Raw genomic sequence first — 20,923 nt, forward strand, 5'->3', positions numbered from 1 at the left:
ACAGACTGCCAATTTAACGCACCTGTCATGACAGGAATATCGATAATATCTGCTACGACCTGTCAGGAAAACTCACATGACCGACGGACCGTTGCCCCCGCTCAACGCCCTGCGCAGCTTCGAGGCGGCCGCCCGCCTGGGCGGCGTCGGTCGGGCCGCCGACGCCCTGCATGTCACCCACGGCGCGATCAGCCGCCAGCTGCGCCTGCTGGAGGAACACCTGGGCGTCGTGCTGTTCCAGCGCGAAGGGCGTGGCCTGCGCCTGACCCGCGCCGGCGAGGATCTGCAGGCCGCCTGCGAGGGCGCCTTCGAGCAGATCCGCGAGGCGGTGATGGCCCTCAAGCGCCAACAGCGGCCCGAAGCGCTGGTGCTCGGCTGCAGCGGAAGCATTCTGGCGCGCTGGATGATCCCGCGCCTGCAGGCCCTGCAGACTGCCCTGCCCCAGCTGCCGCTGCACTGGTCCGCGCAGGACGGCAGCTTCACCGCCGAACAGCAGGGTCTGGATGCGGTCCTGCTGCTGGCCCAGCCACCGTGGCCGCGCGGCTGGCAGGTGCGTGAGCTGGCGCCGGAGCGTGTGGGCGTGGTGGTCAGTCCACAGCACCCGGCCGCGGCACGGCTGCGGCATCAACCGCCTTCCGCGCTGCTGGGCGAACCGCTGCTGCACACCACTTCACGCCCGCAGGCGTGGCCGGCGTGGGCGCTGTCGCATGGGCTGGAACCTGCGCAGTTGCAGCTGGGCAGCGGCTTCGAGCATCTGTATTACCTGCTGGAAGCGGCGGTCGCCGGGCTCGGCGTGGCGATCGCGCCGGAGCCGCTGGTGGCCGATGAGCTGGCGGCCGGGCGGCTGCTGGCCCCCTGGGGATTTGGCGCCACCGGCGGGTTCTGGGTGCTGGCCACGCCCGAGGGCGCGGCGGATCCGCGGGTGGATGCGCTGGCCGGGTGGCTGCAGGCGCAGCTGAAGGGATGAGTGCGCCACGACCAACGGTCGTGGCCTACCGGTGGACCGCAGATGTATCAGGTTGCCGGCCAGCGGCCGGCACTACCGCATCACGACCAACGGTCGTGGCCTACCCGCAGGTACGGCTGATCAATCTGCTTCGTGGCAATCGGCGCGGCGGACTTCTTCCACGAACTTGCGCATCTTGTAGCCGTCCTTGATGCCCGGCTCGGATTCGATGCCGCTGGACACATCCACGCCCCACGGCAGGGTCGCCACGATCGCGTCGAACACGTTGTCCGGGGTGATCCCGCCGGCCAACAGGAACGGCCGATGCAGGCCGGTCGGCAGGCGGGTCCAGTCGAAGGCCACGCCGGTTCCGCCGCCACCGCCGGGCGCATGGCTGTCGAACAGGAAGCCGGCCGCACTCGGGAAACGCAGCTGCAGCTGGCGGGCATTGACCTCGTCCTTGCCGCCCATCGCCACGGCCTTCAGGTACGGCATGTTGAAGCTGCGGCAGAACGATTCGTCTTCATCGCCATGGAACTGCAGCAGGGTCGGCCGCACGGTGCGCAGCACCTCGCGTACCTCTTCCTTGCTGTTGTCGCGGAACAGGGCCACCACGTCGACCATCGGCGCGATCGCCTGGCGCATGGCCCGGGCCTCGGCCGGCGCGACCCGGCGCTTGCTCTCGCGGGCGAAGATGAAACCGACCGCGTCCACGCCGAGTTCGCCGGCCAGGCGCACGTCGCCGGCACGGGTCATGCCGCAGAACTTGATACGGGTGCGGTAGAAGGAGCGGCTCATAAGGTGACCTCGGCAGGCAGCTGCCAGTTGTCGGGGTACAGGGGACCAACGAAGACCAATCCCTGTGGCGGAGCGGTCGGGCCGGCCACGGTGCGGTCGCGCCCGGCCAGCAGTTGCCCCATCCACGCGACCGGCTGCTCACCACAACCGACCAGGATCAATGAACCGACGATATTGCGCACCATGTGATGAAGGAATGCATTGGCCTGAACGGCGACCTCCACCACCTCGCCCTGACGGGTCACAGAGAGCGACTGCATGTTCCGGCGTGCGTGCAGGGCCTCGCACTGCACGCTGCGGAAGGCGCTGAAGTCGTTCTCACCGAGCAGGGCCTGGCCGGCCGCATGCATGAGCCCGGCATCCAGCGGCCGGCGCTCCCAGCTCAGGGTCTGCCGGTACAGCGCCGGGCGGACCTGGCGATTGAGCAGGCGATAACGGTAGCGGCGCGCACGCGCGGCGAAACGCGCATGGAACTCGTCGGCCACCGGCACGCACCAGCGCACCGCAATGGAGCGTGGCAGGCGGGTGGTGGTCCCCAGCATCCAGCTGCGCGGATCGCGCACGACATCGGTATCGAAGTGCACGACCTGGCATTCGCCGTGGACGCCGGCATCGGTACGCCCGGCACATACGACCTGGATCGGCGCATTGGCCACCGAGGACAACGCCTCCTGCAGGCTGGCCTGCACGCTGGGGCAGCCACTCTCACCGAGCTGCTGCCAGCCTTTGAATTCGCTGCCGTCGTATTCCACGCCCAGTGCGTAGCGCATGGTGAACCTCTGTGTTTTCGGGAGAACCGGCGCGGGCGCCGGGTAGTGCATCAGGCGGCGTCGCGCTCGGACCACACGGCCAGCTCGTTGCCGCCGGGCTCCAGGAACTGGAACCGGCTGCCGCCCGGGAAAGCGAAGACCGGCTTGACCACCTGCCCGCCCTGGGCCAGCACGGCCTCGAGCATGGGCGGCAGGTCGTCGGCGTAGATCACCAGCAACGGTGCGCCACCCGCGGAGGCGGTCTGCGGCTCGGCACGGAAGAACCCGCCCTGGAAGCGACCGTCGTCGAAGGCGGTGTAGTCCGGCCCGTAATCCACGAACGACCAGCCGAACACCTGTTCGAAGAAGCGGCGGCTGGCGGCGGGATCGCGCGAGGCGAACTCCACGTAGTCCAAGCGGCGCTCCCGCACTGCTACCGGGCGGGCGTCGCTCATCCCAGCCGCGCCAGCAGTTCGCGCGCTTCGGCCTGGCTGTGCGGATCGGCGCCGACGGCCACTTCATGCAGCAGGGTGCGCGCGGTTTCCGCATCCCCCAGGTCCAGATACGCGATGGCCAGTTCCAGGCGATCACGCCCGGGGCTGCCGATCGGCGCGATGGGCGCCTCGTCGACGGCCGGATCGGCAGCGTCGGAGGTCTCGTCTCCGCTGGCGAGGGCCGGCGCAGCATCGTGGCCGGCGCGATCGTCGCCCGCATCCAAAGCGTGTTCTTCGGCGGTCACCGACTCGTCCGGGAACTCGAACACACCGCGGAACGACGGCTGCGCCGCAGCTTCCAACGCGTGGGCCGGCGGCTCGATCAGCGGGGCCGGTTCGCGGAACAGCGCGTCGTCCACGTTCACATGCTGGGCATCGGCGTCGATGCCGTAGGCTGACGCAGCAGTTGCCTCGACCTCCGGCAACACCGGCGCCTCGTCCGTCGCGGAGGTGCTCCAGCGCGTATCGTCGATGCGATCCTGCGGGACGGTTTCGTCCGAGGAAGCATCGCGCGCGAAGACCGGCTCGCGACGCAGCCCGGCGTAGACGTCGGCCTCTGCAATGGCCTCTTCATCAGGCGCACGGTGCGCGTCATCCTGCTGTGCGGCCAGCGCATCCGCAGGATCGACGGCCGGCACGGCCGCCGCCAGCGAGGCGCCATCGAGCCCATCACGCGACAGCGGCGGCAATGGCGATGGCTTGCGCCGGCGCACCAGCGCCCAGCCTCCGACCACCAGCAGCAGCACCACCAGGCCCAGCCAGTACCAGCCACCGCTGGCGCTGTCGCGCGCCCCGGGTGCCTGCTCCAGCCGCTGCTGCGCGGCGGCCAGATCGTTGTCCTTCATTGCGATCAGCGACTGCTGCTGGGCCTTGAGCTTTTCCAGCTCGGCCACGCGCTCGCGCAGTTCCTGGATCTCGGCATCGCGGGTGGCGACGTCTTCCTTGGCCTGACGCAGTTGTTCGTTACCCAGCATGTCGCCCTCGGTGCCGGCAGCAGTGCCGGTGGTTGTGCCTGCGGTGGTGCCGGCGGCGGCGACGGCCGGCGCGATTTCCAGGCGCGCGCCCTGGCTCGCTGCCGCGGTCGCGGTGGCAGGTGTCGGCGCAGCGGCGACGCCACTGTCTGCCGGTTGCGGGATGGCGGCGCGCGACTGCCGCCATTGCGCGGTGTGCTCGCGGACGATCGCCGCGGCCTGCTGTGCATCGATCTCGGCCACGCCCTCGGCGCCCGGCGTGCGCAGCACGGCGCCCTGCTTGAGCAGGTTCACGTTGCCCCGGATGAAGGCTTCGGGATTGGCCCGCAGCAGCGCGATCATTGCCTGGTTGCGGTTGATGCCCTGCTCGCGCGCCAGCGAACCGGCGATCTGCGACAGCGTCTGTCCCCGTTGCACGGTGACGCTGCCGTCGGCGGCAGCCGGTGCGGCGGGCGCAGCGCGAGGTGCGGCCGGGCGCGGCGTGGCAGCCGGCTCTGCACGGCGCGGCGGCGACGCGGCGACAGGCGCAGCCGCCGGTGCCGGCTCGCGGATGATGGCATTGGACATCGCGCCCGCCGGGGCGACGATCTCCGGCTCGGCCACGGCGGCCGCGCTGTTGGGCGCGTCCACCAGGGCGGAATATTCACGGATCAGACGGCCCTGCCCCCAATCGGCTTCGATCAGGAAGTTCAGCGACGGGGTCACCACCGAGCTCTGGCTGCTGACGCGCACCACGGCGCGACCCTGCGCATTGCGGGTCAACTCGAACTGCAGCTCGCTGACCAGCCCGGACGGCCGTTCCAGCCCGACCCGGGCGAAGGTCGCCGGCGAGGCCAGCGCCACACGGAGGTTCTCCAGCTCGGCCGGATCGGCGGAAATAACGGGAATCTCGGCCAGCAGCGGCTGGCCCGGCTTGGACAGCACCCGGATATCGCCCAGGCCCAGGGCCAGGGCGGAACTGCTGGCCAGGGCCAGCAGCAGCGTCGACACATACTTGAGCGGACGCACTGCGCCCGGAGCCCGGTTCTTCATGGCGGCCAATATAGCGGCTCCCCCCGTGATCGGCGATGTTTCGATGCGGGGTGCCGGCGGCATCCCCATGCCGCCGGCACCCCTGCGATCAGCCTTCGGCAGCAACCAGTTCGGCCAACTGCACCGCATTGAGGGCCGCGCCCTTGCGGATGTTGTCCGAGACGATCCACAGGTTCAGGCCGCGCGGATGCGACAGATCCTCGCGGATGCGGCCGACATACACCGCATCGGTACCGGAGGCATGGGTGACCGGGGTCGGGTAGCCGCCCGCTTCATGCCGGTCGACCACTTCCACGCCCGGCGAACGCGCCAGCAGCTCGCGCGCGGCATCCGGGGTGACCTTGTCGCGGGTTTCGATGGTGACCGCTTCGGAGTGACCATAGAACACGGGCACGCGCACGGCGGTGGGGTTCACCAGGATGCTGTCATCACCGAGGATCTTGCGGGTTTCCCAGACCAGCTTCATCTCTTCCTTGGTGTAGCCGTTCTCCTGGAAATCATCGATGTGCGGGATCAGGTTGAACGCGATCTGCACCGGGAAGCGCTGCGGGTCGATTTCCTGGAAGCTGAGCAGCTGGCCGGTCTGCTTGCCGAGTTCTTCCAGCGCCGAGCGGCCACCGCCGGAGACGGACTGGTAGGTGGCCACGTTGATGCGCTCGATGCCGTACTGGCGGTGCAGCGGGGCGAGCGCGACCAGCATCTGCATGGTCGAGCAGTTCGGATTGGCGATGATGCCGCGCGGGCGGTTCTTCAGCGCCTCCGGGTTCACTTCGGAGACGACCAGCGGCACGTCATCGTCGTAGCGGAAGGCCGACGAGTTGTCGATCACCACCGCACCGGCGGCGGCGAACTTCGGACCGAACTCCTTGGAGACGCTGCCACCGGCGGAGAACAGCGCGATGTCCACGCCGTTCGGATCGAACGTGCTGAGGTCCTGGACCTTGATCTTCTCGCCCTGGTACTCGATCTCGCCACCGGCCGAACGCGAGGACGCGAGCAGGCTCAGCGTGGCGATCGGGAAGTTGCGCTCGGCCAGGATGGCCAGCATGGTTTCACCGACAGCACCGGTGGCGCCGACAACGGCGACGTGGAAACGACGATCTGGATTGCTCATGAGAACCTCTGTTGGGTCTACCGACCAACGGTCGGTAGCTACCTTGTTTGGGGATGTGTACCGACCCACGGTCGATGCCTGCCGGAATGTTGAATGTGCGTGCCGACCAACGATCGGTACCTGCCATGCCTTGGAGATCTGCACCGACCCACGGTCGGTACCTACCGGTTCGGGAACCTCGCCTGTTGGCCAGCGCGGTTCCCTATCGTTTTGCGTCGTCGATTTTTTTGCCGCCCACGGTCGCGCCGCCGGCTTTCGCGGCGGCGACAGCATCGGCGTTGATCGCGCTCGGCGGGTGGCCGGCATCCGGGCCCTGCCCCAGTGCGGCGGTCAGGTTGTCCACGGCCAGCTGCACCATCGCCCGGCGGGTGGCCTGGCTGGCGCTGCCGATATGCGGGGTCAGCACGATGTTGTGCAGGGCGAGCAGTTCGGGGCGCACCGTGGGCTCGCCTTCGAACACGTCCAGTCCGGCGGCGGCCAGGCGTCCGTTGGCCAGCGCATCGGCGAGCGCCAGCTCGTCGACGATGCCACCGCGGGCGATGTTGACCAGGGTGGCGGTCGGCTTCATCTTCGCCAGTGCATCGGCATCGATGATGTGGTGCGAGGACGCGTTGTAGGGCAGCACGAGCACGAGGTGATCGGCCTGCGCCAGCAGGGTATCCAAATCCACATACTGCGCGCCGACCTCGGCCTCGGTGGCCTCGGGCAGCCGCGAACGGTTGTGGTACAGCACGCGCATGCCGAAGCCGTGCGCGCCGCGGCGGGCGATGCCCTGGCCGATGCGGCCCATGCCGAGGATGCCCAGCGTGCTGCCGTGGATGTCGGCGCCAAGCATGGTCTGGAACGACCACTGCCCCCACTGGCCGTCACGCAGCCAGCGTTCGGATTCGGTGATGCGGCGTGCGGTGGCCATCAACAGCGCGAAGCCGAGGTCGGCGGTGGTTTCGGTCAGCACATCCGGCGTATTGCTGGCCAGGATGCCGGCGGCGCTGAGCGCGTCGATATCCAGGTTGTTGTAGCCGACGCCGACGTTGGCGATCGCACGCAGCTGCGGCGCACGGGCGATCTCGGCCGCGCCGATGCGTTCGTTGAGGGTGATCAGCGCGCCGTCGACGTGGGCCAGCTGTTCGGCCAGCATCTGCGGCGTATAGCGGGTGACGTCGCCGGTCATGGCCAGGTCGAAATGCTGCCCGAGCTGATCGACGACATCGTCGAACAGCGGCTGGCTGACCCAGACCCTGGGGCGCCGATCAGCCATCGATCGTGCCCGGGATGCGTGGGGTGATCTCGCCGACATCGCCGCACTGGGCGCGGTGGCGCAGCGCCTGGTCCATCAGCACCAGCGCCATCATCGCCTCGGCGATCGGGGTGGCGCGGATGCCGACGCAGGGATCGTGACGGCCGGTGGTGATCACCTCCACCGAGGCGCCGCTGGCGTCCACCGTGGCGCCGGGCAGTCGCAGGCTCGAGGTCGGCTTGAGCACGATCGAGGCGGTGACCTGCTGGCCGGTGGAGATGCCGCCGAGGATGCCGCCGGCATGGTTGCTGGCAAAGCCCTGCGGGGTCAGCAGGTCACGGTGTTCGGTGCCCTTCTGCGCAGCGCTGGCAAAGCCGTCGCCGATCTCCACGCCCTTGACCGCGTTGATGCTCATCAGCGCCGCAGCCAGATCGCCGTCGAGCTTGCCGTAGATGGGTTCGCCCCAGCCCGGCGGGACGCCATCGGCCACGACGTTGACACGCGCGCCGACCGAGTCGCCGGACTTGCGCAGCGCGTCCATGTAGCTCTCCAGCGCGGGCACCTGGTCGGCGACCGGCCAGAAGAACGGGTTGTCTTCCACCGCGGACCAGTCGAAGCCGGTCGGGGTGATCTCGCCCAGCTGCGAGAGGTAGCCCCGCACGGTGACGCCATGACGCTGCAGCAGCCACTTCTTGGCGATCACGCCGGCGGCGACGCGCATGGTGGTTTCGCGCGCGGAGGAGCGGCCGCCACCGCGGGGATCACGGATGCCGTACTTCTGCCAGTAGCTGTAGTCGGCATGGCCCGGACGGAACTGCTGGGCGATGGTGGTGTAATCCTTGCTGCGCTGATCGGTATTGCGGATCAGCAGCCCGATCGGGGTGCCGGTGGTACGGCCTTCGTACACACCGGACAGGATCTCGATCTCATCGGCTTCGCGCCGCGCGGAGGTATGCCGGCTCTTGCCGGTGGCCCGCCGCTGCAGGTCGTGGGCGAATTCGTCGGCGCTGATCTCCAGCCCCGGCGGACAGCCGTCCACCACGCAGCCGATCGCCGGACCGTGCGATTCGCCGAAGGTGGTGACGGTCAGCAGTTTGCCGAAGCTGTTGGAACTCACGGCCGCTGCGCCGCCAGCTGGGTGATGCGGGCGCTGTGCGCGATCAGTTCACGGCACTCGACCGCGAAGATGCCCATCTGGCCGACCTTGAACTCGACCCAGGCAAAGTCGACTTCCGGCAGCAGCTTGATCAGGTGCTGTTCGGACTCGCCCACTTCACAGATCAGCAGGCCGTCCTCGCTCAGGTGCAGCGGGGCGTCGCGCAGGATCTTCAGCACCAGGTCCAGGCCATCGTCGCCGGCGCGCAGGCCCATGTCCGGCTCGTAGGAGTATTCCCGCGGCAGGGCATCGGTCTCGTCGTTGGTGACGTACGGCGGATTGGTGACGATCAGGTCGTAGTGACGGCCGGTCAGGCCGTTGAACAGGTCGGACTTGAGCAGGGTGACGTTGTGCGCCTGGAGACGTTCCTTGTTCTCTTCGGCCAGCGACAGTGCCTCGTCGCTGAGGTCGACACCGTCCACTTCCCAGTTCGGGTAGTAGTGGCCCATGGCGATGGCGATGCAGCCCGAGCCGGTGCACAGGTCCAGCGCGCGATGGACGTCGCGGCCGGCCAGCCAGGGTTCGAAGCCACATTCGATCAGCTCGGCGATCGGGGAGCGCGGCACCAGGGCGCGCGTGTCGCTCTTGAAGCTCAGGCCGGCGAACCAGGCCTCACCGGTCAGGTAGGCGGCCGGAACACGCTCGTCGATGCGACGCTGGAACAGGTCGAGCACGCGCACCTTCTCTTCCTGCAGCAGCCGCGCCTGGCCATAGGCCGGGCCGAGGTCATGCGGCAGGTGCAGGCTGTGCAGGACGAGCTGGGTGGCTTCGTCCAGGGCGTTGTCATAGCTGTGCCCGAAGGTCAGCCCGGCGGCGTTGAAACGGCTGGTGCCGTAGCGGATCAGATCGATGATCGTGTGGAGTTCGGCGGCCGTTTCGGCAGTCATGGCGGGGCAACAGACAATGTGGCCCTCGATTATAGGCGCTGGGGCGGGCCGGGGCATCCGTTGCAGTCGAAACGGTGGACGGGCCACCCACAGGACGCCACCGCCCCCATCCCTCTATCATGGAGGCCACTTCCGGGACGGGGCCCTTATGTTCAATCGCAATGTCGGCATCATCCTGCTGATCGCCCTCGCCGCCGGGCTGGGCCTGGTCGTGGCGCAGAAGGTCTTCGCGCCCGCGCCGGGCGGTGACCGCCCCGCCACCGAATCGATCACGTTCTATCCGCAACCGCGCCCGTTGCCCGATTTCAACCTCGGCCAGTCCGACGGCACCCGCCTGATCCCGGGCGAGCTGAAGGGCCATTGGACCCTGGTGTTCCTGGGCTTCACCTTCTGCCCGGACGTCTGCCCGACCACCCTGGCCGACCTGGCCCAGGCCCAGAAGCAGTGGGAAGCCCTGCCGGAGACGCTGCGCCCGCGGCTGGTGTTCATTTCGGTCGATCCCGAGCGCGACACCCCGGCACGGCTGGGCGAGTACGTGCACGCCTTCCACAAGGACACCCTGGCCGCGACCGCCGATGTGCCGTCGCTTGAGCGCTTCGCCACCTCGCTGGGCTTCGTGTTCCAGAAGGTGCCGGGCAAGCACTTCGATGAAAATCCCGAGGATTACACCCTCGAACACTCGGCCAGCCTGGCCGTGCTGGACCCGCAAGGCCGCCTGGCCGGCCTGATCCGTCCTCCTTTCCAAGCGCAGGCCATCGCCCGCGACCTGCACCTGCTGACCGAGAAATCCGCCCCATGAGTTTGATGACCACGCTGAGCTACGCCCTGCCCCACCGCCTGCTGTCGTCCATGGCGCGCAGACTGGCGTATTCCAGCAACCCGCGGATCTCGCGCTGGCTGATCGACACCGTGACCGCGAAGTTCGGGGTGAACCTCGCGGAAGCGGCCCATCCGGACCCGCGCAGCTACCCGACCTTCAATCAGTTCTTCACCCGGGCGCTGAAGCCGGGCGCGCGCGTGCCCGATGCCGATCCGCGCACGCTGGTGATGCCGGCCGATGGCCGGATCAGCCAGCTGGGCACGATCGAAGACGGGCGCATCTTCCAGGCCAAGGGCCAGTCCTTCACCGCCGCCGAACTGCTGGGCGATGCCAAGGATGCCGAAGTCTTCCACCACGGCCTGTTCGCCACGGTGTATCTGTCGCCGAAGGATTACCACCGCGTGCACATGCCGTGGACCGGCACCCTGCGCGAGACCGTGCATGTGCCGGGGCGGTTGTTCAGTGTCGGCCCGGCCGCAGTGAACAAGGTGCCGGGACTGTTCGCCCGCAACGAGCGCCTGGTCTGCCACTTCGATACGGACTTTGGCCCGATGGTCTCGGTGATGGTCGGCGCGCTGCTGGTCTCCGGCGTGGAGACGGTGTGGGGCGGCGAGGAGATTCCGGCCTACGGCGATACCATCACGCGCAAGGATTACCGCGGCAAGGGCATCACCCTGGAGCGCTTCGCGGAGATGGCGCGCTTCAATTACGGCTCGACCGTGATCGTGCTGCTGCCGCCCGGCGTCGCCGAGTTCGCGCCGCATCTGGATGCCGAGCATGCGGTGCAGCTGGGGCAGGCGCTGGCGACCCTGAAGTAACGGTAGTGCCGGCCGCTGGCCGGCATCGCAGGTGTTCCGGGGAGCCGGCCAGCGGCCGGCACTACCGGTGGTTCAAGTGCGCGATCGGCGCCCACAAAAAAACGCCCCGGGAAACCGGGGCGTTTTTCGTTGTGTCCGGTTCGATCGGATCGCGCCGATCAGATCTCGACCGGGCCGACGTCCATGCCGTCGTAGTCTTCCACGCCGTTCGCTTCGGCCAGCGCCTGCAGCTCATGGTTGCGGGCGTCCAGCGAGGCTTCGGTGTGTACCTCGGCGCGCTCCACGTGCAGCACGTGGTACGGGGCTTCACCCTCTTCCAGGTCCGGTTCGAACACTTCCACCAGGGTGTAGCCGAGCTCGACCAGCTTCTCGCCCAGGCCGTGCAGCGGCTCCGGAGTGGTGTTGACGAAGAAGTAACCCCACAGCATCGGGCCGTTGAGGTCCCAATCGGTGTTTTCACGGATGTTGGCGAACATCTCGTTGATCGCGGTGATATCCATCTTGCTGTCCTGTATGCGTGTTGCGGTGAGCGCCGGGCACGGCCGGCGCTGCGATGGATGTGCTGGGCCGGGCGGCCGCAGGCGTGATGCCGGCGAGCCTACCCGGTTATGGCTTACTTGTCCTTGTCGCAGCCCTGCAGCTTGATGCTCTGGCCCTGCCGGAGCGAATAGGCCGGTGCCTTGAGGCCGTTGGCCCGCGCCAGGGTGGGCACATCGCACTGGAACTTTGCTGCGATCCTGCCCAGGGTCTCGCCTTTGCCGACCTTGTAACTGCGGGCCGGCTTGGCCTTGGGCTTGGCGGCCGGAACAGCGACAGGCGCGGCCGGGGTCACCGCCGGCATGGCCTGGGCCTGGGCGACCGGGACCACGCTGCCTACCGCCACGTTGCCGGTATAGCTGACCGCGGTGGGCCGCACGATCGCGGCATTCAGATCGGCGGTGATCAGGGTGCGGGCCAGATCGGCGCGCGGACCGCTGACGCAGAAGCGGTTGTACAGGCCGGCGATGCGGGTGGTCGCGTTGATGATCGTCCCAGCGGGAATCCAGCCGTCCGCCTCATAGCGCGGGTTGAGGTTGCGCAGCGCGCGCATGTAACCGTCGCGGGTGCCGCTGCTGCCCAGGCAGATGGTCAGCTCGTAGATGGTGGTCGACTTGGCCAGGCGGATCGTGGCCGGCTGCGCGCTGATCTTCGGGAACTCCACGCCGTACTGCTGCGGGTGCAGGTAGATCCATGCCGCGGCGATCACCATCGGCACGTAGTCCTTGGTTTCGCCCGGGAACTGGTTGTAGACGCTGTCGGTCCAGAAGCCCTGCCCCGGATACTGCCGGAACACGCGGATGGCGCGGCCTTCGCCGCCGTTGTACCCGGCCAGCGACAGCTCGACGCTGTTGTTGAGCTCGCGCATGCGTTCGTTGAGGTACGTCGCGCTGGCCTCGGCGGCACTGCGCGCATCGAACCGGGTATCGAAGCCGGTACCGTCCGGGCCCAACCCGAAACGACGGCCGGTCGCCGGCATGAACTGCATCAGCCCGGCCGCGCCGGCGCGCGAGGACGCATGCACGCGGCCGTTGGATTCCTTGGCCATGATGCCGAACAGCAGTGCCTCGGGCAGGCCGCGCTTCTCCCACTCCGGCCACATCACCGCGCGCAGGTTCTGGTAATTCTCGTAGCTGGTGAGCAGCGCCGGGCGCATGTCGGTCAGCCAGCGGCGGATGCCGGCCTGCACGGCCGGGTTGTACTCGACCATGGTGTCGAAGGCGTGCCGCTTGTCATTGAGCAGCGCTGCGGCGCGGGCAGCTTCGGGGACATCGGCAGCCAATGGCCCGACATGGTCCGGGTCGGCCTCCAGCAGGGTGCCGTCGGCGATGGCCGCGCCGTCTTCGCTGTCCTGCTGGCTGTCGGCGTTGCTCTTGAGCAGGCGCTTGTAGGTCGGCAGCAGATTGCTGACCTGGCAGCCCTTCTGGGCCACGCAGGCGCTGATCACATCCTCCATGTCCTCCAGCGCGGCATCGGCCTCGTTGGTGCCCTTGGGGTCGGCGTTGTTCACCAGCACCAGCGCCGCGTTGTAGCGCTTCTCGGCGGCCGTCATGCGCTGATCGAGCGCTTCCACCTTGGCCTTGTCGCGGGCGGAGACGCGCTGGGCATGGGCTTCGGGGACGAACGACAGCATCGCGGCGAGGGCAAGCAACGGCCAACCACGGACAAGCAAGACAGGAACGGGCATTTTTGGCACTGTGTGCGAACGATGGGGCAGAGTAGCCGTGCCGCTTGCATCGGGGCAACCCGTCCGCCGGCCGGCCCATGCCGACGTTTAGAATCCCGCCTATTCACACTGCGAGTTGACCATGGATCCGATTCTGCTCGGCAAAGGCATCACCGACGATATCCCCGTCACCCTGTTGCCGCGGCTGGGCAACCGGCACGGCCTGGTGGCCGGCGCGACCGGCACCGGCAAGACCGTCACCCTGATGACGCTGGCCGAGGGCTTCTCGCGGATCGGCGTGCCGGTGTTCCTGGCCGATGTGAAGGGTGACGTCTCTGGCCTCGCCGTAGCCGGTGCCGGGACGGATGCGCTGCTGCAGCGCGCGAAGGACCTGGGCGTGGCCGACTATGCGCCCGCCGCCAGCCCGACCATTTTCTGGGATCTGTACGGCAAGCTCGGCCACCCGGTGCGCACCACGGTGAGCGAGATGGGCCCGACCCTGCTCGCCCGCATCCTGGAGCTCAACGACACCCAGGCCGGCGTGCTGGACATCGTGTTCAAGCTCGCCGACGACCGCGGCCTGCTGCTGCTCGATCTGGATGACCTGCGCGCCCTGCTCGGGCTGGTCGCCGAGGAGCGCAAGGACATCTCCACCGAGTACGGCCTGGTGAGTGCGCAGTCGGTGGCGGCGATCCAGCGTTCGCTGCTGCGCCTGTCCCAGGATGGCGGTGAAGCCTTCTTCGGCGAGCCGGCGCTGGAGCTGGCCGACATCATGCGGGTCAATCATGATGGCCGCGGCGTGATCGGCATCCTCGCCGCCGACCAGCTGGTGCTCAAGCCGCGGCTGTATTCGACCTTCCTGCTGTGGCTGCTCTCGGAGCTGTTCGAAACGCTGCCGGAAGTCGGCGACCTGGAGAAGCCGAAACTGGTCTTCATCTTCGATGAGGCGCACCTGCTGTTCGATGACGCACCTGCGGCGCTGGTGCAGCGCATCGAGCAGGTGGTCCGGCTGATCCGCTCCAAGGGCGTGGGCGTGTACTTCTGCTCGCAGTTCCCGGATGACGTGCCGGCCAACATTCTCGGCCAGCTCGGCAACCGCGTGCAGCATGCGCTGCGTGCGTTCACGCCGCGCGACCAGAAAGCGGTGAAGGTCGCCGCCGAAACCTTCGTGCCCAATCCGAAACTGGATGTGGCCGCTACGCTGGCCACGCTGGGTACCGGTAAAGCGCTGGTGTCCACGCTGCAGGACAAGGGGATTCCCTCGCCCGTGCAGCAGACCCAGATCGCACCGCCGCGCTGCCGGATGGGCGCGATCACCGAGGCCGAACGTGCCCAGGTACGTGCCGGCAGCCCGGTCGGCACCCGCTACGACACCGCGATCAACCGCGAATCCGCCGCGGAACTGTTGGCGCAGCGCGCGCAGAAGACCGTCGAGCAGGCCGATGCGCCGAAGGCCCGCACCCGCCAGCAGGACGAGGCCCAGGAAGGGGGCTTCGGGCAGTCGATCAAGGACGCGATCTTCGGCACCAAGCGCCGCCAGGGGATGATCGAAACCATGGCCAAGCAGACCACGCGCACCGTCGGCACCCGGCTGGGCAACCAGATCGTGCGCGGCCTGCTCGGCGGCATTTTCGGCGGAAAGCGTTGATACTGCGTGTCGCGCCTTGTGGCGCGGCACCTTTTGACGAGCACAAGCAGACCTGATGTCGCGTTGGCGTCCCCCCGCGGAAAAAAGCACGGCCCTGATCACCGCACAGGGCCACCAGCGGTTGAAGACCGAACTGGATGAGCTGTGGCGTCACAAGCGCCCCGAAGTGGTGAAGGCACTTGCGGCGGCCGCCGCGGAAGGCGACCGCTCCGAGAATGCCGAGTACACCTACCGCAAGAAGCAGCTGGGCGAGATCGATCGGCGCGTGCGCTATCTGACCAAGCGCCTGGAGGCGCTGCGCATTGTCGATACCGCGCCGACCGATCCGAACGCGGTGTTCTTCGGTGCGACGGTCGAGCTGGAGAACGTCGACTCGGGCGACACCCACGTGTATCGCATCGTCGGCCCGGACGAGACCGACGCCGGTGCGGGCTGGATCAGCATCGATTCGCCGTTGGCGCGTGCGCTGTTGAAGAAGCGCGTGGACGATGAGTTCGAGGTGGAGCTGCCGAGCGGCCGCCACGGGTTCGCGATCCTGTCGGTGGCGTATCCCGGCTGACCGGGAGCGCATCCACGCGTGGCGTGGATCTACCCCAGCGCTGCGGGATACACGCGCCCTTCGCGCCGCGGCCGGAAGTACTCGATCTGCGCGTAGAACCCCGCATCCTGGTGGAGGTGCCACCCGGGTATCCCCGCCAGCGGCAGTGGCCGCAGTTCCAGCGGATCAATGAGCACTGCACCGTCCGTGATCGCCCGTGCTGCCACGGCGATCGCGGCGGCATCGTCATCGCCCTGCACCACCACGCACTTGCCGACCAGCAGGCGTTCCGGCAACAGGGCCTGCTCCAGCAACGCATGACCGATCACCGCCGCGACCGCGATCCCACCGGTGCGCCAGTGCCCTGCCCCCTCCACGAACAGCGCCGGCCAGTCGTGCCGGTCCCATGCGCCCAGCAGCGCCGGATCGCGCACACGCACGATGACGCCGGTCTCGTCGAACTGGGTCAGTGCCGCCTGCGCGCGGTTGCGCTGCCCCGGCGCCATCGCCGCGATATGCCGACACTGCTGCCGGTTGAGCGCCTGTTTGATGGACGGGTAACGCGCCCAGACCAGGGCATTGAACAGGTCGTGCCAGTTGTCCGCACGGGTAGCGATCCGGCCCCGCCCGGCAATGCGCGTTTCATAGTGCAGGCCGTCGGCGAGGAGCGTCGCGTCCTGCTCGACCAGATGCTTGTCCGGCAACGCGAGGCGTGCGTCGAGCGCTGCAACGGTGGGCCAATCGGGCGCCACCATCAGGTCCTGGAACCCGCCCAGCCCCGCGTAGATCGGCTGTGCGAAGCAGGCCGCCTCCACCGCATCGCGCGGCGGCGCGATGAAACGGCGTCGACCGCCGCCATCGGCCTTCGACGCCGATGCGGTCACAGCACCTGCAGATCGAACGGCTTGCGCGCTTCGGCGGCGATGATCGCGTCACCGAAGAGGTCGTGATCGTCGCTCTCGGTGATCTCGACATCGACGAACTGGCCGACACGCAGCTTGGCTTCGTCGGCATTCTGGATATGCACCAGGCCGTCGATCTCCGGCGCATCCGCCTTCGAACGCGCCACCGCGATGCCGTCTTCGATGGCATCGACCAGGCACTGCTGCACGGTGCCGATCTTGGCTTCCAGGCGCGCGGCGGAAATCTCCGCCTGGCGCTCCATGAAGCGGGCCAGGCGCTCCTGTTTCACTTCTTCGGGCACCGCACCGGGCAGGTCATTGGCCGTCGCACCGGTGACCGGGGAGTAAGCGAACGCACCGACGCGATCCAGCTGCGCCTCGTCCAGGAAGCTGAGCAGCTCCTCGAACTCGGCATCGGTCTCGCCCGGGAAGCCGACGATGAAGGTCGAGCGCACGGTGATGTCCGGGCACAGCTGGCGCCAGCGCTGCACGCGCTCCAGGGTCTTGTCGACCGCGCCCGGCCGCTTCATCAGCTTGAGGATGCGCGGGCTGGCGTGCTGGAACGGGATGTCCAGGTACGGCAGGATCCGGTTCTCGGCCATCAGCGGCACGATCTCGTCCACGTGCGGGTACGGGTAGACGTAATGCATGCGCGTCCAGGCATCGAGCTCGGACAGGCCTTCGCAGAGCGCCTTCAACCGGGTCTGGTAGGCCTTGTCGCGCCACATGCGCTCGGCGTACTTGACGTCCACGCCGTAGGCCGAGGTGTCCTGCGAGACCACCAGCAGTTCCTTGACGCCACCGCGCACCAGCCGCTCGGCCTCGCGCAGCACCTCATCGACCGGGCGCGAGACCAGCTTGCCGCGCATCGAGGGGATGATGCAGAAGCTGCACTTGTGGTTGCAGCCTTCGGAAATCTTCAGATACGCGTAGTGGCGCGGGGTCAGCTTGATGCCGTAATCGGGCACCAGGTCCACGAACGGATCGTGCTTGGGCGGCAGCGCGGCATGCACGGCCTCCATCACACTCATGTAGTCCTGCGGACCGGAGACCGCCAGCACGTTCGGGTAGGCCTCGCGGATCTGCTCCGGGCGCTTGCCCAGGCAGCCGGTGACGATCACCTTGCCGTTCGCGTTCATCGCCTCGCCGATCGCATCCAGCGACTCGGTCACGGCCGAATCGATGAAGCCGCAGGTGTTGACCACCACCACGTCGGCCGAGTCGTAGGAGGGAACGATGTCGTAGCCCTCGGACCGCAGCTGGGTGAGGATGCGCTCGGAATCGACAAGGGCCTTCGGGCAGCCAAGGCTGACGAAGCCGACTTTGGGGTTCAGCTGGGACATGGATCGCAAGGACTCTGGGGGCCTGGGCCCATGCCGGAATGGCGTGGGGACCTGGGGCCGGAAACGGCGGCAAGTATACCGGCGTTCAGTCCGCGCCCCTGAACCGGATCGGGCCGATCCCGCCAGATACGGCATCCCCCCTGACATCGCGCTAACCCGCGCGGGGCCGATAATGAATGCCTGAACCAACTGGAGTCTCGCACCATGGGTGAGTGGGTCACGCTCGATACGCATTACGGACCGGTCCGCGCCTGGCAGGCAACGCCGGAAGGCAAGCCGCGCGGGGGCCTGGTGGTGATCCAGGAGATCTTCGGCGCCAACCCGCACATCCGCGCGGTGGCAGATGACTACGCCGCCAAGGGCTATGCAGTGCTGGCCCCGTCGTTCTTCGATCTGGCCGAGTCGGCCCCGGACGGCACCGAACCGCCGGAACTGCCATACGACAGCGATGGCGTGGCCGCCGGCCTGGCCATGGTCGACGAGCTCGGGGTCGAAAAGGCGCTGGAGATTGTCCGCGCGGCCGCCTCGCGGCTGGCCCCGGCCGGCAAGGTCGGCACGGTCGGCTATTGCTGGGGCGGCAGCATCGCCCTGCTCTCCGCACTGCGGCTGGGCCTGCCCTCGGTCAGCTATTACGGTGCCCGCAACGTGAAGTACCTGGACGAAACGCCCAAGGCGCCGGTCATGTTCCACTTCGGCGCCCAGGACAAGAGCATCCCGCCAGAGGCGATCAAGGCTCACCGCGAAAAGCTCCCGCAGATGGCCACCTTCGTCTACCCGGCCGATCACGCCTTCAACCGCAGCGTCGGACATGCGTATGATCCAGACAGCGCCCACCTGGCGCTGGAACGCACCCTGGACTTCTTTGCGGAGCATCTTGGATGAGCGAGTTCGAACTGGATTCACGCCTGGCCACCGACAGCGTACTGGTAGCAGAAGGGCCGTTATCGCAAGTGCGATTGATGAACGATGAAAGGTATCCCTGGCTGATCCTGGTCCCGCGCCTGGCCGGCGTGACCGAATGGATCGACCTGGACGGCGAGCAGCAGGACAAGCTGCGCACCGAATTGAACCGGGCGTGCAAGGCGCTCAAAGGCACCGATGGGGTCGAGAAGATCAACATCGGCTCGCTGGGCAACATTGTCCGCCAGCTGCATTTCCACGTGATCGGCCGCCATGTCGGCGATCCGGCGTGGCCGGGCCCTGTCTGGGGCCAGGGGCAGGCGCACCGTTTTGATCCGGGCGTGCTGGCCGAGCGTGTCGCGCACTGGAAGGAACGGCTAGGATATTCGCCCCAGCCCTAGCGGACCCTGCCCCTGATGCGTTCCAACCTTGTCGCCGCCATCGTCCTGATCCTCGTTGGCCTGTTCCTGCTGGCCAGCAATCTGGGCTGGACCAACATGAACATGGGAAAGCTGATTCTCACCTGGTGGCCGGTGGTCCTGGTGGCGGTCGGCATCGGGTTGCTGTTCGGCCGCAAGTAACGCCGGTCGCTGGCCGGCAAGCACTGAAACGACGGTAGTGCCGGTCGCTGGCCGGCAAGCATTGAAACCACGGTAGTGCCGGCCGCTGGCCGGCAACGGGTGAAACAAAAAAAGCGCGGAGCGATCCGCGCTTTTTTTTGTCTGCTGCCTGCTGCCGGCCAGCGGCCGGCACTACGCGTTTCTGGTCGGTTGCCGGCCAGCGGCCGGCACTACCGGGGCGTGGGCTCAGGTACGCGGCAGGGTGACGCCGGTCTGGCCCTGGTACTTGCCGCCGCGATCCTTGTAGGAGGTCTCGCAGATGTCGTCCTTGTCGGCCTGGAAGAACAGCATCTGCGCCACGCCTTCGTTGGCATAGATGCGCGCCGGCAGCGGCGTGGTGTTGCTGAATTCCAGGGTGACGTGGCCTTCCCACTCCGGCTCCAGCGGGGTCACGTTGACGATGATGCCGCAGCGCGCGTAGGTGCTCTTGCCCAGGCAGACCACCAGGGTGTCGCGCGGGATGCGGAAGTACTCCACGGTGCGCGCCAGCGCGAAGCTGTTGGGCGGGATGATGCACTCATCGCCGACGATATCCACGAAGCTGCCCGGATCGAAGTGCTTCGGGTCCACGATCGTGGAATTGATGTTGGTGAACACCTTGAACTCGCGCGAGCAACGCACGTCGTAGCCGTAGCTGGAGGTGCCGTAGCTGACGATGCGCTGGCCGTTGGCCTGCTTGACCTGGCCGGCTTCGAACGGCTCGATCATGCCGTGCTGCTCGGCCATCTGACGGATCCAGCGGTCACTCTTGATGCTCATGGGGGGTCCTGGGTGCGTAAAGGGTCAACGGCACCGCCAACGGGCGCCCGGGTGTCGATTCTAATCAGATCAGCGAAGACAGGATCGGGATGCTGGCCCGCGGGCGTTTGGCCACTTCCTCGATCAGGCGCTCGGCGGCCCGCACATACGCCTGGGCGGCCAGGGACTCCGGCGCGGCAGCGGTGATCGGCGTGCCGGCATCGCCCTGCTCGCGGATGCCGATTTCCAGCGGCAGCGAACCCAGCAGCGGCACGCCGTACTGGGCGGCCATGCGCTCGCCGCCGCCTTCGCCGAACAGATGCTCGACCTGCCCGCAGTTGCTGCAGGTATGCACGGCCATGTTCTCGACGATGCCCAGCACCGGCACCTCGACCTTCTCGAACATCTTCAGCGCCTTCCTCGCATCCAGCGTGGCGATGTCCTGCGGCGTGGTGACGATCACCGCGCCGGCCAGCGGAATCTTCTGGGTCAGGGTCAGCTGGATGTCACCGGTGCCCGGCGGCAGATCGATCAGCAGGTAGTCCAGATCGTCCCAGAGCGTGTCGTTGAAGAACTGCGTCATCGCCGAGGTCGCCATCGGGCCGCGCCAGATCATCGGCGTCTCGTCCTCGATCAGGTAACCGATCGACATGGTTTCCACCCCGAACGCACGCATCGGTTCGATCGACTTGTTGTCCGGGCTTTCCGGACGGCCGCTCAGGCCGAGCATCGCCGGCACGCTGGGACCATAGATGTCGGCATCGAGCAGGCCCACGCGCGCACCCAGCCGGGCCAGCGCGACCGCCAGGTTGACCGCGGTGGTGGACTTGCCCACCCCGCCCTTGCCAGAGCCCACCGCGATCACGTTGCGGACGCGCGGGTGCGGCGACAAGCCCTTCTGCACTTGGCTGGCGTGGGGACGACGGGCGGAGCTTGTCACTGCGGACTCCAGCTGGATCAGGAAGGGGACCGCACATGATACAAGCACGCCCCCGCTCCTGCCTGACGC

At 67.7% G+C, this 20,923-nt stretch carries 22 protein-coding genes; 8 read left to right on the forward strand and 14 right to left on the reverse strand.

All coding sequences use genetic code 11. The annotated features are described in order from the left end of the window. Positions 1 to 76: 76 nt before the first annotated feature. The gene (locus AB9O74_RS00140; RefSeq protein WP_369348019.1) at positions 77 to 967 is read left to right on the forward strand and encodes a LysR family transcriptional regulator; all 891 of its coding nucleotides are present in this window, start codon (positions 77 to 79) and stop codon (positions 965 to 967) included. A 120-nt stretch (positions 968 to 1,087) separates the two neighbouring features. Here AB9O74_RS00140 and AB9O74_RS00145 read toward each other — a convergent pair whose 3' ends face one another. The 8 genes from AB9O74_RS00145 to prmB all read right to left on the reverse strand — a co-directional run bounded on the left by AB9O74_RS00145 (position 1,088) and on the right by prmB (position 9,384). Then, entirely contained in the window at positions 1,088 to 1,744 is a 657-nt protein-coding gene (locus AB9O74_RS00145; protein ID WP_369348020.1) for a phosphoribosylanthranilate isomerase, read from the reverse strand. After that, positions 1,741 to 2,514, reverse strand: coding sequence for a tRNA pseudouridine(38-40) synthase TruA (gene truA, locus AB9O74_RS00150; protein WP_346491908.1), 774 nt, complete (start codon positions 2,512 to 2,514; stop codon positions 1,741 to 1,743). Before truA ends, AB9O74_RS00145 begins: the two co-directional genes overlap by 4 nt. A 50-nt stretch (positions 2,515 to 2,564) precedes the next feature. Further along, positions 2,565 to 2,948, reverse strand: a complete 384-nt coding sequence (locus AB9O74_RS00155) for a VOC family protein (protein WP_369348021.1) — start codon at positions 2,946 to 2,948, stop codon at positions 2,565 to 2,567. After that, positions 2,945 to 4,990: a FimV/HubP family polar landmark protein gene (locus AB9O74_RS00160; RefSeq protein WP_369348022.1), complete on the reverse strand. Its 2,046-nt coding sequence runs from the start codon at positions 4,988 to 4,990 to the stop codon at positions 2,945 to 2,947. Before AB9O74_RS00160 ends, AB9O74_RS00155 begins: the two co-directional genes overlap by 4 nt. Before the next feature lie 88 nt (positions 4,991 to 5,078). Beyond that, positions 5,079 to 6,104, reverse strand: a complete 1,026-nt coding sequence (locus AB9O74_RS00165; protein WP_319212422.1) for an aspartate-semialdehyde dehydrogenase — start codon at positions 6,102 to 6,104, stop codon at positions 5,079 to 5,081. Positions 6,105 to 6,306: 202 nt separating this feature from the next. After that, on the reverse strand, positions 6,307 to 7,362 hold the full coding sequence (locus tag AB9O74_RS00170) for a 2-hydroxyacid dehydrogenase (RefSeq protein WP_369348023.1): 1,056 nt from the start codon (positions 7,360 to 7,362) through the stop codon (positions 6,307 to 6,309). Beyond that, complete coding sequence (gene aroC / locus AB9O74_RS00175) at positions 7,355 to 8,458, reverse strand: chorismate synthase (protein ID WP_176989281.1); 1,104 nt, start codon at positions 8,456 to 8,458, stop codon at positions 7,355 to 7,357. Before aroC ends, AB9O74_RS00170 begins: the two co-directional genes overlap by 8 nt. Continuing rightward, a complete protein-coding gene (gene prmB / locus AB9O74_RS00180) occupies positions 8,455 to 9,384 on the reverse strand; it encodes a 50S ribosomal protein L3 N(5)-glutamine methyltransferase (protein WP_369348024.1) in 930 nt (309 codons plus the stop codon). Before prmB ends, aroC begins: the two co-directional genes overlap by 4 nt. A gap of 148 nt (positions 9,385 to 9,532) precedes the next feature. Between prmB and AB9O74_RS00185 the strand changes: the two genes are divergently transcribed. Further along, positions 9,533 to 10,183, forward strand: coding sequence for an SCO family protein (locus AB9O74_RS00185; RefSeq protein ID WP_369348025.1), 651 nt, complete (start codon positions 9,533 to 9,535; stop codon positions 10,181 to 10,183). Further along, a complete protein-coding gene (asd, locus tag AB9O74_RS00190) occupies positions 10,180 to 11,022 on the forward strand; it encodes an archaetidylserine decarboxylase (RefSeq protein ID WP_176989278.1) in 843 nt (280 codons plus the stop codon). The genes AB9O74_RS00185 and asd overlap by 4 nt, the downstream gene beginning before the upstream one ends. Positions 11,023 to 11,180: 158 nt before the next feature. Here asd and AB9O74_RS00195 read toward each other — a convergent pair whose 3' ends face one another. Both AB9O74_RS00195 and AB9O74_RS00200 read right to left on the reverse strand, forming a co-directional pair. After that, entirely contained in the window at positions 11,181 to 11,522 is a 342-nt protein-coding gene (locus AB9O74_RS00195; RefSeq protein WP_176989277.1) for a ribonuclease E inhibitor RraB, read from the reverse strand. A gap of 113 nt (positions 11,523 to 11,635) precedes the next feature. Next, positions 11,636 to 13,246: a transglycosylase SLT domain-containing protein gene (locus tag AB9O74_RS00200; RefSeq protein ID WP_176989276.1), complete on the reverse strand. Its 1,611-nt coding sequence runs from the start codon at positions 13,244 to 13,246 to the stop codon at positions 11,636 to 11,638. A 121-nt stretch (positions 13,247 to 13,367) separates the two neighbouring features. Here AB9O74_RS00200 and AB9O74_RS00205 point away from each other — a divergent pair, with 121 nt between their 5' ends. Together AB9O74_RS00205 and greB are read left to right on the forward strand one after the other, a co-directional pair. Next, positions 13,368 to 14,873, forward strand: coding sequence for a helicase HerA-like domain-containing protein (locus tag AB9O74_RS00205; RefSeq protein ID WP_369348026.1), 1,506 nt, complete (start codon positions 13,368 to 13,370; stop codon positions 14,871 to 14,873). Between the two features lie 55 nt (positions 14,874 to 14,928). Then, positions 14,929 to 15,432 carry a transcription elongation factor GreB gene (greB, locus tag AB9O74_RS00210; RefSeq protein WP_176989274.1) on the forward strand — a complete coding sequence of 168 codons (504 nt, stop codon included), beginning with the start codon at positions 14,929 to 14,931 and terminating at the stop codon, positions 15,430 to 15,432. A gap of 29 nt (positions 15,433 to 15,461) precedes the next feature. Here the strand turns inward: greB and AB9O74_RS00215 are convergent, their stop codons facing one another. Both AB9O74_RS00215 and rimO read right to left on the reverse strand, forming a co-directional pair. Beyond that, on the reverse strand, positions 15,462 to 16,295 hold the full coding sequence (locus AB9O74_RS00215) for a DUF3025 domain-containing protein (RefSeq protein ID WP_369348027.1): 834 nt from the start codon (positions 16,293 to 16,295) through the stop codon (positions 15,462 to 15,464). Continuing rightward, positions 16,292 to 17,656: a 30S ribosomal protein S12 methylthiotransferase RimO gene (rimO, locus tag AB9O74_RS00220; RefSeq protein WP_176989272.1), complete on the reverse strand. Its 1,365-nt coding sequence runs from the start codon at positions 17,654 to 17,656 to the stop codon at positions 16,292 to 16,294. The genes AB9O74_RS00215 and rimO overlap by 4 nt, the downstream gene beginning before the upstream one ends. 204 nt (positions 17,657 to 17,860) lie before the next feature. Between rimO and AB9O74_RS00225 the strand changes: the two genes are divergently transcribed. From AB9O74_RS00225 to AB9O74_RS00235, 3 genes are read left to right on the forward strand one after another with little or no spacing between them, the layout of a single operon-like run. Continuing rightward, the gene (locus AB9O74_RS00225; RefSeq protein ID WP_176989271.1) at positions 17,861 to 18,538 is read left to right on the forward strand and encodes a dienelactone hydrolase family protein; all 678 of its coding nucleotides are present in this window, start codon (positions 17,861 to 17,863) and stop codon (positions 18,536 to 18,538) included. Beyond that, positions 18,535 to 18,957 (forward strand): HIT domain-containing protein, encoded by a 423-nt coding sequence (locus tag AB9O74_RS00230; RefSeq protein WP_176989270.1) that lies wholly within the window; start codon positions 18,535 to 18,537, stop codon positions 18,955 to 18,957. Before AB9O74_RS00225 ends, AB9O74_RS00230 begins: the two co-directional genes overlap by 4 nt. Positions 18,958 to 18,972: 15 nt before the next feature. Further along, complete coding sequence (locus AB9O74_RS00235) at positions 18,973 to 19,137, forward strand: DUF5668 domain-containing protein (protein WP_167390309.1); 165 nt, start codon at positions 18,973 to 18,975, stop codon at positions 19,135 to 19,137. Positions 19,138 to 19,362: 225 nt separating this feature from the next. Here AB9O74_RS00235 and dcd read toward each other — a convergent pair whose 3' ends face one another. Both dcd and apbC read right to left on the reverse strand, forming a co-directional pair. Next, the gene (gene dcd, locus AB9O74_RS00240) at positions 19,363 to 19,935 is read right to left on the reverse strand and encodes a dCTP deaminase (protein ID WP_019182646.1); all 573 of its coding nucleotides are present in this window, start codon (positions 19,933 to 19,935) and stop codon (positions 19,363 to 19,365) included. A gap of 64 nt (positions 19,936 to 19,999) precedes the next feature. Further along, positions 20,000 to 20,854 carry an iron-sulfur cluster carrier protein ApbC gene (gene apbC, locus AB9O74_RS00245; RefSeq protein ID WP_346490122.1) on the reverse strand — a complete coding sequence of 285 codons (855 nt, stop codon included), beginning with the start codon at positions 20,852 to 20,854 and terminating at the stop codon, positions 20,000 to 20,002. Between the last annotated feature and the right edge of the window lie 69 nt (positions 20,855 to 20,923).

The sequence above is a fragment of the Stenotrophomonas sp. JAG2 genome (assembly GCF_041080745.1).
Lineage (GTDB): Bacteria > Pseudomonadota > Gammaproteobacteria > Xanthomonadales > Xanthomonadaceae > Stenotrophomonas > Stenotrophomonas maltophilia_AA.